The sequence below is a fragment of the Yersinia vastinensis genome (assembly GCF_902726565.1).
Taxonomy (GTDB): domain Bacteria; phylum Pseudomonadota; class Gammaproteobacteria; order Enterobacterales; family Enterobacteriaceae; genus Yersinia; species Yersinia vastinensis.
The window spans coordinates 124,755-140,539 of the sequence record NZ_CACVAF010000011.1 but is presented as its reverse complement, the minus strand read 5'-3'; the positions used below and the strand labels follow the sequence as shown (position 1 = coordinate 140,539).

Genomic DNA, 15,785 nt, shown 5'->3' with positions numbered 1-15,785 from the left:
TTTGTTTCGTTGTTCCCGGTCAGTGGAGGCGCATTATAGGGAGTTCCTGACAGCCTGCAACCCCTAATTTAAAAAAACTTTTCAACCGCTGAATCTTTAGTCAAAACGCTGCTAAATTGGCAGTTTTTCCAGTGTTGGGAAGCCATAACCCTGTAAAACGGGTAATAAAGCATCAGTGTCCGCATTCAAAGCCATGCAATACGCAATATTTTCATCCGAAGAAGAAACAACATTTTCCTGAGAAGAAATAAGCCAAGCGGTACGCCGCGCAATTGCAGCACCAGAATCAACCATCCGCGTTCCTTCCGGTAGCACTTGCGCTAATTCTTCTTCGAGCAGAGGGAAATGAGTGCAACCCAAGACAATGGTATCGGGGGGTTCACGCATCATTAACCATGGATGAAGGATTTTCTTTAATGCCTCTGCGGGAACCACACCGCCATGCAACTTAGTTTCTGCCAGTTCCACCAGCTCGGAGGAACCCAGTAACTCAATTTTGCAATCAGTGGCAAATCGCTCAATCAAATCCAAGGTATAAGAAGCATGAACTGTGCCGCGAGTCGCCAATAAGCCAACAACGCCATTACGGGTTAACCGCACTGCAGGTTTGATAGCAGGTACAACACCGACGACCGGGAAGGCAAAACGTTCACGTAAAGCAGTAAGACAGACCGTGCTGGCGGTGTTACAGGCGATGACCACTATTGCTAATGGATGACGCTGTTGTACCGCAGTGACAATTTCCAGCACGCGTTCAACAATAAACTCGCCTGATTTCTCCCCATAAGGGAAAGCGACGTTGTCGAAAGCATATATATAGTGGAGATCCGGCAACAATTGCCGAATCTCTTGATAGACAGATAGCCCGCCAACACCTGAATCAAAAATCAGCGCTGTCGGGCGAGGAGAAGAATCAGCCTTAGAAGTTATAACTTCCTGTGAGGTAATACTCTCGTCCAGCGGTTTTATAGCCATAAGCCGTTTCGTATTCTTTATCGAACAGGTTAGCAATTCTACCACGAACTGTTAGATGAGCAGTAACCGGATAAGCAGCAGAAACGTCAACAGTGCTGTAACTCGATAATTCACGCTGAGTCGAGTTATACATCGAGGTGCTATTATCATAGCGTTTGCTGTAATACTGATAAGAAACATCCATATCAACATTGAACATCGTCCAATCCAACTGGTACTTAGCCTGATGTTTCGAACGGCGAGCTAACACTTCATTATTCAGATCATTACGTGGGTCAATGTATTGCAATGTCACCTGGTGGTTAAATATGCCGGTATCAAAGTTTCCGGTCCATTCAACACCTTTTATGGTTGCAGAGTTCACATTGTAGTATTGGCCTCTATACGTCACCGAGTCATAAGTGTAATCAATCAGGTTTTCAATTTTGTTGTGGTATGCAGATAAACGCCAGTCAATAGGCCCTGTCAGCCCTTCAAGGCCAGCTTCCCATTGGCGGGACTCCTCAGGTTTCAGATCACTATTTGATAAGATATCGAAGCGCTGCGAACCATATTGCTGACCCAATGACGGCGCCAAGAAGCCGGTGCCGTAAGATAAAGTCACACGGTAATCAGGAACAAACTCCCAACCCGCAGCGGTTTGCCAAGTTTCATGCCAGCCAAACTGCTCATCTTTATCTTCACGGCCAGAAGCTTCTAATGTCACATTACCGATTTTCTGCTGCCCACTTAGATATAAACCGGTGTTATCTCTTTTATAGGTATCAGAGATGATTTGGCTTGATGAAGTTAAACGCTGTTGCTGCCAGTCTACACCCGCGCTCAGCGTCGCACTTTCAAAGCTGTAGGTATTACCCCACTGCACATTGCGCTGATCCATATTGTCCAGCGTGGTTGCCACCCCATAGCGGCCATACTGGCTACTGAAGTTATAATCTTTATATTTCTGATAGCTCCCGATTAATTGGGAAGAATAGGCACCCGAGACATAGCGTAGCCCGGCATCATAAGTATGGTTATAAAGCCGTTCGACATCACCACTGTATGCCGGAGAAGAGAGGCTACCCACATCGTAATCTGTGTTATTGGTATAACCATATCCCCTGACGAAGCCAGATATCTCTTGGTTGAATTGGTGCTCCAGACCCGCCCAGAAATTTTTATTACGGAAACCGTCGCGATCACTGTCGATTGGGTTAGGTGAGTTGGGTCTGATGTTATAGCCGTTCGTGGTTTGATATCCACCCGCCAGCGTTGCCAAAGTATCACCAAAACGTTGGCGAACACTGCCATCATATTGTTGGTAACCTTTAGAACCGACCCCGGCATTAATCTGCGCGCCTTCCTGATCAGATTGAGTAATCACGTTGATAACACCGCCAATCGCCCCAGAGCCATAGACGGCAGAGCGTGGTCCGCGGATATATTCCACACGTTGTACCAGAGATATTGGTATCTGATTGAAATCGACACTGTTGACAATCCCCGTACGCGCAAGAGGAATGCCGTCAATTAATACCAGAACATGTCGGGCTTCAGTACCACGGATGTACATGGAAGAACCCTGACCTAACCCCCCAGTTTGCGAAATATCCACGCCTGGTAACCGGCGCATAACTTCATTGAGGCTTTTTGCTTGCCAACGCTCGATATCATCGCGAGTAACGACATCAGTAGGAGCCAAGACAGTGGAGACGGGTTGTTTGAAACGGCTGGCGGTGACAACCATTTCATCTTTATTACCTGTTGTGGTGTTGCCCTGCGCCCATCCAGAAAATGCCGTCACAGAAAGGGTTGTGAGCAGCGTATATTTTTTAATTGTCATGAAAAAGCATCCAAACTCAAATAGCGGATGCCGCAGTGCCATGGCCGGTAGTACGCGACGACCACGAATATTGCGACGTATACCGGCAGGTCTTCGGGCTTGGGATCTCTGATACTAAATTTAATAACCACAATAAATCATACTGAGGTGAATAAATGGCATGAAACAGAGCGGGCGATGACTTCCCATCCTTGCGGACAGTGTCTGGATGAAACCTATCGCCGTGACTTCCCCTTACCGCTGCGCGTCAGCTCCGGATTTACACCGGATTCCCTTTTAACTCTTAGGTGTTTAAGTAACAGCATGAGGCCGGACCGCAATGCTACGATCAAGTAAAATGGATGTCTAGACTTCTACTCATATCACGAGAGATATAACCAATAAATTTCATGGCGCAAGAAGAGGCTAAATACGACAAAACTGGACATCACTTCCACTTTCCCTACAATCCGCAGGAATAAACCTCTTTTATATTGTCCAGACGAGAAGAAACATGACTCCCGACATCCTGCCGACTGACGGCTATGACCACCAACTGGCGGAAAAATCTGCCCGCCTTCAGGCGATGATGTCGCCGTTTCAGGCACCCGCTCCAGAAATATTCCGTTCTCCTGCTGAACATTACCGCATGAGAGCTGAGTTTCGCGTTTGGCACGATGAAGACGACTTGTACCACATCATGTTTGACCAACAGACCAAGCAGCGCATCCGAGTTGAACAATTTCCGGTCGCCAGTCTGTTAATTAATCGATTGATGAGTGTGCTGATGACCGCCATCAGGGCCGAGCCAATTTTGCGGCGTAAGTTATTCCAAATTGATTATTTGTCTACTTTGAGTGGCAAGTTAATAGCTTCTTTGTTGTATCACCGCCCATTAGATGAAGAGTGGCAACAGAAAGCGCTGGAGCTACGTGACCAGCTACGCGAGCAAGGTTTTGATCTGCAATTGATTGGACGAGCAGCGAAAACGAAAATCATGTTGGACCACGACTATATTGACGAAGTCTTGCCTGTCGCTGGGCGCGAGATGATTTATCGTCAAGTTGAGAACAGTTTCACCCAACCGAATGCTGCGGTGAATATTCATATGTTGGAATGGGCCATTGATGTCACCCAACACGCCAGTGGTGATTTGCTGGAGCTGTACTGCGGCAATGGTAATTTCTCACTGGCGTTGGCGCGTAACTTCAATCGCGTGCTGGCAACAGAGATTGCCAAACCATCAGTGGCTGCCGCGCAATATAATATTGCCGCAAACAATATTGATAATGTGCAAATTATCCGTATGTCTGCGGAAGAGTTTACTCAGGCAATGCAAGGTGTGCGTGAATTTAATCGCCTGAAGGGCATTGATTTAAGCAGCTATAATTGCGAAACCATTTTTGTTGACCCGCCACGCAGTGGGCTAGATGATGAAACCGTCAAGCTGGTACAGGCTTACCCGCGTATCCTTTACATCTCTTGTAACCCGGAGACGCTGTGCGCCAATCTCGAACAGCTTAAGCATACTCATAAAATCAGTCGATTAGCGCTATTTGATCAATTCCCCTATACCCATCATATGGAGTGCGGGGTTCTACTGGAAAAACGCGGCTAACGAAAAACACAATTGATAGACAGACAAAAGGGCAACACAATGTTGCCCTTTCTCTATTTATTCCCGACAGCCTGACCGCTATTGCGGCTGCTGGTTATCATCGGTGTCGGTATCTGCTTCAGTCTGAGCCGACGACTTTCGTGTTTTCAGCTTGAATAAGATCCAGAACACCAACACCACACTCAGAATCGAAGGGACAAAATTAGAGCCAATCGACGGATGCTCAACTCGCACAATCGCGCTATACAATAAAATACCAAGTAAGAAACACGCGGAAGCCAACACTGGCAAACCTTGCGGCATAGCAAAATTAAGGTAGCGCTGGTGCAAACAATACACTGCCAAGATAAGCGTCAGTAGCGGAAAGACCGAAAAAGACACAAACGCGCTGAATACCGCGTTAAATGAACCATTTATTGCCAAACCTGTAATTAGTGCCAGCAGCAGGGTACCGGTTTCACGGTTGGTTTGTTTTTCACGGTGAAATTGTTCCATCATTTTCCTTACTTTTATTAAGCGCGGGACACTGCAAGCCTTTCCTGCTCACGACGATACCAATAATAAGCGCCCTTGGAGATCATCCGCAGCTGTAAGACCAAACGTTCTTCTAACTGTCGCCGCTGTTCAATATCTACGTCCAGCACTTCCGCACCTGCACTGAAGACAATTGTGACCATGGCCTCAGCTTGGGCTTCGGTGAAACTGCGCGGCATGTGATTTTCCAGCTCAAGATAATCGGCCAGCTCGGCAATAAAATGCTGAATTTCGCGCGCGACGGCGGCACGGAATGCCGCAGAAGTCCCGGAGCGCTCCCGCAATAATAAGCGGAATGCATTAGGGTTATTGCCGATGAATTCCATAAATGTAGAAACAGACGTGCGGATAACACTGCCGCCCTTGGCAATCCGCTGACGCGCCTGACGCATAAGTTGGCGCAACATCAGGCCGCTTTCATCGACCATGGTCAGGCCAAGTTCGTCTACATCACGGAAATGCCGGTAAAAAGAAGTCGGTGCGATACCAGCTTCACGGGAGACCTCCCGCAAACTCAGGCTCGCAAAACTCCGTTCAGCACTCAGTTGACTGAACGCCGCTTCGATAAGGGAACGACGAGTCCGCTCTTTTTGTTGTGCTCTGACGCCCATAATCGTACCCAAGGGATATCCAAATTCTCAATCTAAGACATATAGTCAGCAATATACCAAACTTTATAGTAACAGCTGTTATACAAACGTATCATCCCAATACGGAATTGCTGCTTTACAGCACACATCCCGATGATTTACCCATTGTTTATTGGGTTATACGCGGGATGATGTTAATGTAGCGTTGTAATTTTGTATAATAATAGGTCTCTCCTACATGCAACAGCACTTCCATTTTGATGCCATTGTTATTGGCTCGGGTCCTGGCGGTGAAGGTGCCGCTATGGGGTTGGTCAAGCAAGGCGCCCGAGTTGCCGTTATAGAACGGTACAACAATGTGGGCGGTGGATGTACCCATTGGGGCACTATCCCTTCCAAAGCTTTGCGCCACGCCGTTAGCCGTATTATCGAATTCAACCAAAATCCACTCTATAGCGACAATGCCAGAACCATCAGCTCTTCTTTTGCTGATATCTTAAACCATGCGGATCGCGTTATTAACCAGCAGACCCGTATGCGTCAAGGCTTTTATGATCGCAATCACTGTCAGATGTTTTCAGGTGATGCTAGTTTCATTGATGCCAATACTATCAATGTGCGTTATGCCGATGGTACTTCAGATCAATTGACGGCTGACAATATTGTCATTGCGACGGGCTCCCGCCCCTATCGCCCTGCAAACGTCGATTTTACCCATGAGCGTATTTACGACAGTGATACCATTTTACAGCTCAGTCATGAACCACAGCACGTCATTATCTATGGTGCCGGAGTTATTGGCTGCGAATATGCTTCAATCTTCCGTGGGTTGAGTGTCAAAGTTGATTTGATCAACACCCGCGACCGGCTGCTGGCTTTCCTTGACCAGGAAATGTCAGATGCCCTCTCTTACCACTTCTGGAATAACGGCGTGGTGATCCGCCACAACGAAGAGTTTGAGCAGATTGAGGGGACCGTGGATGGGGTTATCGTCCACCTGAAATCAGGCAAAAAAGTCAAAGCTGATTGTTTGCTGTATGCCAATGGCCGTACCGGTAATACCAGTGGTTTAGGGCTGGAAAACATTGGGCTGGAAGCTGATAGCCGTGGTCTGTTGAAGGTCAACAGCATGTATCAGACAGCGCTGCCTCATGTGTATGCGGTCGGGGATGTGATTGGTTATCCGAGTCTGGCCTCAGCGGCTTATGATCAGGGGCGAATTGCCGCGCAAGCGATGATCAAAGGTGAAGCACAGGTTCACCTGATCGAAGATATTCCCACCGGCATTTACACCATCCCAGAAATCAGCTCTGTGGGTAAAACTGAGCAAGATTTGACTGCGATGAAAGTCCCTTACGAAGTGGGGCGGGCGCAATTTAAGCACCTCGCCCGCGCACAAATCGTCGGGATGAACACAGGTAGCTTAAAAATCCTGTTCCATCGGGAAACCAAGCAAATTTTGGGAATCCATTGCTTTGGTGAACGTGCGGCTGAAATTATCCACATCGGTCAGGCCATCATGGAGCAGAAAGGAGAAGGCAATACTATCGAATATTTCGTTAATACAACCTTCAACTATCCAACCATGGCTGAAGCCTATCGCGTGGCAGCACTCAATGGTTTAAACCGCCTGTTCTGACTTTTCGTTTATCACTTCTGGGCTCATACGTGGTTGCATGTGCTCACGTATTGCCTCGGCAAGTTGCTCATAGCGGCCACGCAATGGGGAACCGGGGCGATACACCAACGCAATGGTGCGTTTGGGGACGGGTTTATAGCATTCGAGATAACATACGCCGTCACGATTTCTTTCATTTGGCACGGCCAGTGAAGGCAAGAGCGTAATGCCGCTACCCGCAGCGACCATGTTGCGCAGTGTTTCCAAACTGGTAGCACGGAAATGCGTATCTTCTTCGGCTCCCGCTTGGAAGCAAAAGCCCATCGCTTGATCACGTAAGCAGTGACCATCTTCTAGCATCAGCAATTTCTCACCTGCCAGTTCATGCATTTGAACTTTTTCACGTGAAGCCCACGGATGGTCGCTATAAATCGCCAATTGCATCGGCTCATCAAAAAGTGGGACTTCAATAAACGCTTCGGTTTCTTTGACCAACGCCAGAATCGCACAATCCAATTTGCCGCTATCCAATTGAGCCAAAAGATTTTGGGTCTGCGCTTCATGCAGGTACATTTCCAGTTTTGGGAATGTCTGATGCAACATCGGAATGATTTGTGGCAATAAATAAGGCCCAACAGTAGGAATAAGCCCAATATGTAACGGGCCAGACATACTTTCACCCTGCAAACTGGCCATCTCTTTGAGGACTTTGACTTCTCGCAATACTGTTCTGGCCTGCTCCACTAGCAATAACCCAGCTTGTGTAAACAGCACTTTACGGCTGGTGCGCTCCAACAACATCACGCCCAACTCATCTTCCAACTTACGAATCTGGCCACTTAACGTGGGTTGACTGACATGACAAGAGTCGGCGGCCCGCCTGAAATGCCTGAATTCAGCCAGCGCCACTAGGTATTCCAAATCACGAATATTCATCGGTGCTCCGCTTTATGATAGCCATTGACGATAGATAAGATAGCAACCAGTGATTAGAACTATCAAGTGATAAAATGAATAATGTGTCCCAACGAAAAGATACCTAGAAAAATTAAAATATTTCATTTTTTTATTAAGGAGTTACACATGTTTACTAGCCAAGAAGGTAAAAAAATTCCACAGGTGACTTTCCATACCCGTCAGGGTGACCAGTGGATTGATGTGACCACCGACGAGCTATTCAATAACAAAACCGTCATCGTATTTTCACTGCCGGGCGCGTTTACCCCGACATGTTCTTCAAGCCACCTGCCACGTTATAACGAATTAGCCAGTGTATTTAAACAACACGGTGTTGATAGCATTTTGTGTGTATCCGTCAATGACACCTTTGTCATGAATGCCTGGAAAGCTGATCAGAATGCCGAAAATATTACGTTCATTCCCGATGGTAACGGCGAATTTACCCAAGGCATGAATATGCTGGTTGAAAAGACCGATGTGGGCTTTGGGCCACGTTCATGGCGTTATTCCATGCTGGTGCGTAACGGCGTGGTAGAAAAAATGTTTGTCGAGCCAAACAAACCGGGCGACCCGTTTGAAGTGTCTGACGCCGACACCATGCTGAAGTATCTGGCTCCTGATTTTAAAGTCCAAGAGTCTGTTTCTGTCTTTACTAAACCGGGCTGCCCATTCTGCGCCAAAGCAAAACAAATGCTGCAAGAACGCGGTATTCAGTATGAAGAAATCGTACTGGGCAAAGATGCAACGACCGTTAGCCTGCGTGCTGTGACTGGCCGAGGGACAGTACCACAAGTGTTTATTGGTGGTCGTCATATCGGTGGCAGTGATGATTTAGAGAATTATCTGTCTGCTTAATGCCATGAAAAATATATACATCAATAAAAATGAAGATCGTATGAAGTAACTTGGTAGGCTTCGGCCTACCCTTTTTTTCTGTTAGGAGCAGACATGAAAACCTTAAACGTTGATGTCGCCGTTATTGGCGGCGGTACTGCCGGGCTTGGCGCTTATCGCGCAGCCAAACTGTCGACCCCGAACGTGGTGATGATCGAAGGTGGTGAATACGGTACTACCTGTGCACGTGTCGGTTGCATGCCATCCAAACTGCTGATTGCGGCGGCTGAAGCTGTGCATCAGATTGAAAAAGCACCCGGATTTGGAATCCACCCACAAGGCGAGATTCTAATTAATGGTCGTGAAGTTATGGATCGCGTAAAACGTGAGCGTGACCGTTTTGTCGGTTTTGTTTTGGAAGGCGTAGAGAGTATTCCAGCAACGGATAAAATTCAGGGTTATGCACGTTTTATTGATGACAATACTCTTCAAGTTGATGATCATACTAGAATTATTGCACAACGCATCGTAATTGCCACAGGCTCTCGTCCAACTTGGCCTGCGCCTTGGAATGCTCTGGGTGACCGGCTGATTGTTAACGATGATGTTTTTAACTGGGATGATTTACCAGAATCAGTCGCGGTATTTGGCCCTGGCGTTATCGGGCTAGAACTTGGTCAGGCACTACACCGGTTGGGTGTTCAGGTCAAAATGTTTGGCGTTGGCGGCGGTGTCGGACCGCTAACTGACAGCATTGTGCGCAGTTACGCCGCGAAAACATTGGGCGAAGAGTTCTATCTGAACCCTGATGTGAAAGTTGAAGTGATGCAGCGTGAAGGGGATAAGGTCTTTATCCGCTATCTGGACGAAGCCGGCAAACCACAAGAAATCATGGTGGATTATGTTTTAGCCGCCACAGGCCGTCGCCCTAATGTCGATAAACTGGGGCTAGAAAATACCTCACTCGAGCTTGACGATCGCGGTGTTCCATCGGCAGACAGACTCACAATGCAAACCAGCGTACCGCATATTTTTATCGCTGGTGACGCCAGTAACCAATTACCTTTGCTACACGAAGCCAGTGATCAGGCGCGGATTGCGGGTGTAAATGCGGGCGGATTCCCTGAAGTGGTACCCGGTTTACGTCGCAGCCCAATTTCGGTGGTTTTCTCAGACCCACAAATCGCCATGGTTGGCTCTACCTTCCGCGAGTTGTCGCAAAAATTCAGTGCCTGCGGCTGTTTCGAGGTCGGTGAAGTTTCATTTGAGAATCAAGGGCGCTCACGCGTCATGCTGAAAAACAAGGGCATCTTAAGAGTCTACGGTGAGCAAGGCACTGGCCGTTTCTTGGGGGCAGAGATGATGGGGCCAAGTGCAGAACATATTGCACACCTATTGGCTTGGGCACACCAGCAGCAAATGACTATCGACCAAATGCTGGATATGCCATTCTATCACCCTGTTATTGAAGAAGGTTTGCGTACTGCACTGCGTGACTTACAGTCTAAATTAAAACTGGGTGCTGATGAAGCCGAGCGGTGTTTGCGCTGCCCTGGTGAGTAATATCTCTCACTAATACTCTCTCATTTATTAAGCCGAACTTTATGCTCGGCTTTTTTATCTTTTCTTTTTGCAAGCCGCTGCTACGGATTTCATCACTTTGCTTGGCAAATCAACCAGCCATGTTCACTGTTTGCCTACCTCGGCCACTTTTTAAGTCGGCTCGAGGGCGAGATTTGATATCAATAATGATAGTGCAATGGAGGCATTATGAAAGACATGGATAATCGGGTTGCACGAATGAAAACTAATCCTGGAGGAGTCAAACTCCGTGAATTAGTCAAAAAAAGAAGGGGGGCAGTCTCAATAAAGCCGACAGGATGAGTACGCCTTCATCCTGTTCCTTAGCTGAGAACTCTACTTTTTTAGATTAAAGCCAATGGGCAGCGTCAATGTTATCTGCCCGTGCGATAACAGCTCCGCAGGGGGTTTAGGTAAGGGTTGAGCACGTTTAATCACGGCTAATGCCTCATTGTCTAAATCCATTACCCTGCTGCTATTTTTAAGATGGACCGATAATACATAGCCATCCTGATTGACCACAAAACGAATGGTCGTCGTTCCTTGTTGGCGTTTCTTTCTGGCGCTGGGTGGATAACGTTTAAAGTTATTAAGATGCCCCTGCACGAGTCCTTTCCAACTCACTTTAGTTTGTTGAATATGCGACGAATCACTGTTTGCAGCGGCGGCGACTTGGTGGCTTTCTCCCGACAAAGGGGTGCTCGTTGCAACTGCTGCGGGTGTTGGTTTGTTGTGGTTATCTGCCGTAGGTTCAGTGGTAGGCTGACGCTGCTCTTTGACTTTCGACCGTAACCGTTTCGTTTTAGCGGGATCTTTTTTGATGGCTTCCACTTGTTTTTCAACAACCAATGAAGCCACCGGTTGTTCAGGCAATATGATGAAATCATCCGCGCTTTCTGGTTGGCTTTCAGATTGTTCGACCACCGGTTCGTTAAAATCTTGAGTAATACCAACCGCCGATTTTTGCTCCCAAATAGGGGCAAACTCTGGCTCAGTCGACAGCGCTATCATCATCGAGACAGGGGAATCATCTGTATTTATCATGGGGATAAATGTTGTGCTCAATAACCACAGCAGATAAATATGGAAACTACTCGTCAATAAAGCACTTCCCCACCAAAGCACCACTTTGTCATTATTGTGTTGTATTCTCATGAATTAAATCACTATATCCATTTATTTTCAATGAGTTAATCCTAAGCAACTACTCTTCTGCAAAAGCGACATGCAAGCGATCAGTGAGAGGTTTAAACAGATAACTGAGTAGCGACCGTTCCCCAGTACGGATAAAAATATCAACAGACATACCGGGCCGGATTGCCAATTGCGTTTGCGCGGTATCAATCGCCACAGTGAGAGGATAATAAGGTTCTAAAGTATTCGGATGCTGTATACGGTCAGCCCCGACCTGTAATACAGAGCCTTGTAATCGCGGAGTATCACTTTGATTAAAAGCAGAGAAATTAAGATCTACGGGAAGCCCAACAGTAACCTTATCAATTAAAGATACTGGGAGCTGCGCTTCAGCTAATAGTGGCTGCCCATTAGGCACCACCTCCATTAATGTTTGCCCCGTACTTACCACCCCCCCAACCGTATGTTGAGCAAGTGCAATAACTGAACCACTGACTGGTGAAAAAATACGGGCATGATTTAATTCATACTCAGCAACCCCCAAACGCTGCTCCAAATCTTGAACAGTTTGCTGCACTTTGGCTAATTGCTCGCGATTCTCACTTTTAAACTGTTCGCGCCGTTGTGATATATGCTGTTCTGTTTCGCTCACTTGCTTATGTAACTCCAATATCTCACTGGTATTTTTTTCGACGCCAGCCCGCAGTGAAATAGACTGACGCTCCATATCGAGCAATTGGCTTTGGGCTGCATGACCATTTTTTGCCAAGAGTTGCACACCCTGTAGTTGCCGCTGGAATAGATCAAATTGACGCTGGTTATAACCCCGAAGCGCTTGTAACCCCTCCAATCGGCTCTCATGACGAGTCATTTGTGCTGATAGTCGGGCAATTTCGCTCAATTGAGCCTGACGGCGATGATGGAAAAGCTGCTGTTGTAAAGCGATATGACGCTCAACTAAAGATTGGTCGGAATATTCTCGTAAGGCTGGAGGGAAAATAATGGCGGGTAAATCATGTTGCTCGGCAGTCAAGCGGGATTCCTGAGCGAGAGCACTTAAATATTGGTGCTGTAAGTTATCGCGATGACTGCGCATCGCGGTATCATCCAGCGTCACCAGTAATTGCCCTTCGGTGACTTCGTCACCCTCAAGAACATGCAACTGCTGGATACGTCCACCTTGTAATGGCTGAATAACCTTACGATTTTCAGCAACAACAATATGCCCCATAACCGCAATCCCTTTATCCAAGGGCGCTAATCCAGCCCAAAGTAAAGAACCGATAAAACCGCCAAGAACCAATACCCCACCAAGGCCAAGATATCTCCCACTATTGGTCTGAAGTGGAGGTAGGTTTTGTCGTCGGTGACTGATGTTTTTCATTGGGTAACGCTCTGATCCAGATAACATGGGTTATCTCTCCGTCCGTCCATGGGATGAGTCAAAAATTACGATTTTTGCGGTGCCGTGTGAGCGAGGATGACGCCATATGACGTTCCACTCCCCCAAGGTTTTTTGTTATTCGGGGTTTTAACTTCAGTTTTAACTTCAGTTTTAACGGGGGGCTTATCCTGGCACTGCGCCTTTTGCAAAACCGTCTGGGTACTATCAAATAACTCCACTCGCCCATTATTGAGAAATAACAGATAGTCGCTTCCAGACAAGAGCTCAGGTTTATGCGTAATCATCACGATAGTACAACCCTGCTGTTTGAGCTGGATAATGCTATCTAGCAAAGCTCTTTCCCCTTCTTTATCTAAGCTGGCATTCGGCTCATCCAGCACAATAAGCCGGGGTACACCATACATGGCCCGTGCCAATGCAATACGCTGACGCTGGCCGCCAGACAACTCCTCGCCTCCATCCCCAAGCTGAGTATCGTAGCCCTGTGGCATATGCAGGATTAAGTCGTGGATCCCCGCCATCTGAGCGGCTGCAATCACTTTTGTGGTATCAATTGCGCCAAAGCGCGCAATATTTTCAGCAATCGACCCACGAAATAGCTGAATATCTTGTGGCAAATAGCCAATAAATTTCCCTAAACGGGCTTTATCCCATTGGCAAAGGTTTGCATTATCTAAACGTACCGAACCACTAAACGCAGGTTTACAAGCCACCAAGAGCTTTGCCAATGTGGATTTTCCACTACCTGATGGCCCTAAAACACCCAAGACATCACCGGGTTGCAGCTCAAAGCTGATGCAGGATAAAAGCGGAATATGCGTCCCTGGTTTGCAAGCAGTCAGGTGCATTACACTTAATTTCCCTGTCGGGGCTGATAAAACCATGCCTTTCGGTAAAGGGGGATATTGGGCCAACAGATGTGTTAGGCGCTGGTAGGAGAGCCGTGCATGACTCCACTGTTTCCAAACGGCAATTAATTGATCAATTGGACTCAAGACCCGACCAATCAAAATTGATCCCGCGATCATCACTCCCGCCGTAATTGCCCCGTCGATAGCCAGCAATGCACCGAGCCCCAACATCATTGATTGCAGGGCTTGACGGCTGGATTTAGACACGGCGGTGACCTGACTGCTTTTGTCACTGGCGATATTTTGCTGATAAAGGAAATGCGAATGTTGTACTAACCAGCGTTCTCGCAAGGCATCTAGCATCCCCATCGCTTCGATAGCATCTGCATTACGTAAATTTGCATTAGCCTGTTGAGTGGCCTGTGAAGTGATGGTTGATGCTTCTTTCAACGGTTTTTTACATATCCATTGGTTAAACCAAGCCAGAAAAATAAGTACACACGCACCTACTGTGGCTAATACCCCCAACCAAGGATGGAGTAGAAATATCACCAATAAATAGAGTGGAAACCAAGGGGCATCAAAAAATGCAAATAGTGCATTGCCTGTAGCAAACTGACGCAAAGAGGTTAGATCATTTAATGCTTGAGCTGCTGGAGTTTTATTCCCCATGAGTTGAGAGGCAAATGCAGCATTAAACACCTGTTGATTAAGTTGCATATCAATACGAGTGCCTAAACGAATGACAACAGCACTACGGATCCATTCAAGCAAACCAATAAATATAAAGATTCCCAGTACCAGAATAGTGAGCATCAATAATGTCATGGTATTAGCTGAAGCAAGAACACGATCATAAACTTGCAGCATATAAATGGCAGGTGCTAACATCAAAATGTTAATTACCGCAGTAAATAGTCCAATCCCCCAAAGGTTTTTTTTGTGTCCAGCGATAACTGAAAGAACGGTTATCGCGGCCGACGCAGGATCTGAGTTTTCATATGATTTCATGGCATCCATTTCCATACTGAAAGTAGCATTATGACTTGAGTTCGTATTATTTTATTTCTCAAAGCAATACACCTTTTATCCACCGCCAATATAACTATTTAAGTTATCAACTCATTATGGCGGTGGTATTATCTGGCTAGCCAAAAATCATTTTTTAGCAGCCTTTATTAAGCTACTGACAATACTTCGTTTCCTTCAATCACCCCCACGGTTTCAATAACTGCCGATTCGACCATAACATCATCATTGGCGGTATAAAACTGATTAGCAATAGCCATATCTTTAAGTGGTGTATCAACATCAATACCCTGAGCTTTGAATTTTGCCAGTATAGGTTCAGCATCTCCCCTGAGTAAACCGTACACGCCAAGACTTTGCCCATCGGGACAATCGCGATGACGGGATAAATGAAGCAACATATTTAACGAACTTTCGGTATCACCAGCACTGTCTAATCCACTAATATCCAGTTGTACATCATCAATCTGAAAATAAACCTCATCTCCATTCTGGCACTCATCTAATAACTCAACATCAGCGATAGGTATTATGCTCTCACCAAATTCCAAACTACCACTAATGCCAGTGACGACTTGTTGATCGAATATATCGCCATTAATATCTTGAATTACCGCTCTATATCCCGCCGATAAGGCAACATTATTTTGTGGTTGATTAACTCGACCGAATGCATATAAGTTACCAGAATTAGAAGAGTACGTTCCCGTTTGAAACATGTAATCATCATCAATTGTGTGACTTGACATCATATTACCAAAATCTGCCGCCCATTTCCGTGTATAGGAAGAAAGCGTTTCATTCTCAATTTTCGCCTGATACCATATTTCTACCGCCATAATAATATCCTTT

At 46.5% G+C, this 15,785-nt stretch carries 13 protein-coding genes and 1 riboswitch; of the genes, 4 read left to right on the top strand and 9 right to left on the bottom strand.

Going from position 1 to position 15,785, the window contains the following annotated elements; translation table 11 throughout:
• Nucleotides 1-111: 111 nt before the first annotated feature.
• On the bottom strand, nt 112-975 hold the full coding sequence (gene murI, locus HUZ92_RS16550; protein ID WP_050101039.1) for a glutamate racemase: 864 nt from the start codon (nt 973-975) through the stop codon (nt 112-114).
• Nucleotides 920-2,800, bottom strand: coding sequence for a TonB-dependent vitamin B12 receptor BtuB (gene btuB / locus HUZ92_RS16545; RefSeq protein ID WP_050101040.1), 1,881 nt, complete (start codon nt 2,798-2,800; stop codon nt 920-922). The genes murI and btuB overlap by 56 nt, the downstream gene beginning before the upstream one ends.
• Nucleotides 2,801-2,867: 67 nt before the next feature.
• Nucleotides 2,868-3,129: riboswitch (cobalamin riboswitch) on the bottom strand.
• Nucleotides 3,130-3,293: 164 nt separating this feature from the next.
• Between btuB and trmA the strand changes: the two genes are divergently transcribed.
• The gene (gene trmA / locus HUZ92_RS16540; protein WP_050141113.1) at nt 3,294-4,397 is read left to right on the top strand and encodes a tRNA (uridine(54)-C5)-methyltransferase TrmA; all 1,104 of its coding nucleotides are present in this window, start codon (nt 3,294-3,296) and stop codon (nt 4,395-4,397) included.
• Between the two features lie 78 nt (nt 4,398-4,475).
• On the opposite strand, the gene HUZ92_RS16535 is transcribed toward trmA, so the two are convergent.
• Complete coding sequence (locus HUZ92_RS16535; RefSeq protein ID WP_072086721.1) at nt 4,476-4,892, bottom strand: YijD family membrane protein; 417 nt, start codon at nt 4,890-4,892, stop codon at nt 4,476-4,478.
• Between the two features lie 17 nt (nt 4,893-4,909).
• On the bottom strand, nt 4,910-5,542 hold the full coding sequence (fabR, locus tag HUZ92_RS16530) for an HTH-type transcriptional repressor FabR (RefSeq protein WP_050101043.1): 633 nt from the start codon (nt 5,540-5,542) through the stop codon (nt 4,910-4,912).
• 217 nt (nt 5,543-5,759) lie between these two features.
• Here fabR and sthA point away from each other — a divergent pair, with 217 nt between their 5' ends.
• Nucleotides 5,760-7,160 (top strand): Si-specific NAD(P)(+) transhydrogenase, encoded by a 1,401-nt coding sequence (sthA, locus tag HUZ92_RS16525; protein ID WP_050101044.1) that lies wholly within the window; start codon nt 5,760-5,762, stop codon nt 7,158-7,160.
• Here the strand turns inward: sthA and oxyR are convergent.
• Nucleotides 7,143-8,075 (bottom strand): DNA-binding transcriptional regulator OxyR, encoded by a 933-nt coding sequence (gene oxyR / locus HUZ92_RS16520; protein ID WP_050101045.1) that lies wholly within the window; start codon nt 8,073-8,075, stop codon nt 7,143-7,145. The two genes, sthA and oxyR, sit on opposite strands and share 18 nt — an antisense overlap.
• A gap of 147 nt (nt 8,076-8,222) precedes the next feature.
• On the opposite strand from oxyR, the gene HUZ92_RS16515 reads away from it, so the two are divergent.
• Nucleotides 8,223-8,954, top strand: coding sequence for a glutathione peroxidase (locus HUZ92_RS16515; protein WP_050101046.1), 732 nt, complete (start codon nt 8,223-8,225; stop codon nt 8,952-8,954).
• A 93-nt stretch (nt 8,955-9,047) separates the two neighbouring features.
• Entirely contained in the window at nt 9,048-10,496 is a 1,449-nt protein-coding gene (locus HUZ92_RS16510; RefSeq protein WP_050141111.1) for a dihydrolipoyl dehydrogenase, read from the top strand.
• Between the two features lie 354 nt (nt 10,497-10,850).
• Here the strand turns inward: HUZ92_RS16510 and HUZ92_RS16505 are convergent, their stop codons facing one another.
• From HUZ92_RS16505 to HUZ92_RS16490, 4 genes are all read right to left on the bottom strand, one after another.
• Nucleotides 10,851-11,669 (bottom strand): TonB family protein, encoded by an 819-nt coding sequence (locus HUZ92_RS16505; protein WP_050101048.1) that lies wholly within the window; start codon nt 11,667-11,669, stop codon nt 10,851-10,853.
• A gap of 49 nt (nt 11,670-11,718) precedes the next feature.
• Nucleotides 11,719-13,059 carry an HlyD family type I secretion periplasmic adaptor subunit gene (locus HUZ92_RS16500; protein ID WP_050101049.1) on the bottom strand — a complete coding sequence of 447 codons (1,341 nt, stop codon included), beginning with the start codon at nt 13,057-13,059 and terminating at the stop codon, nt 11,719-11,721.
• A 38-nt stretch (nt 13,060-13,097) separates the two neighbouring features.
• Nucleotides 13,098-14,930, bottom strand: a complete 1,833-nt coding sequence (locus HUZ92_RS16495; RefSeq protein ID WP_174846867.1) for a type I secretion system permease/ATPase — start codon at nt 14,928-14,930, stop codon at nt 13,098-13,100.
• 152 nt (nt 14,931-15,082) lie between these two features.
• Complete coding sequence (locus HUZ92_RS16490) at nt 15,083-15,772, bottom strand: heme acquisition protein HasA (RefSeq protein WP_128451833.1); 690 nt, start codon at nt 15,770-15,772, stop codon at nt 15,083-15,085.
• Between the last annotated feature and the right edge of the window lie 13 nt (nt 15,773-15,785).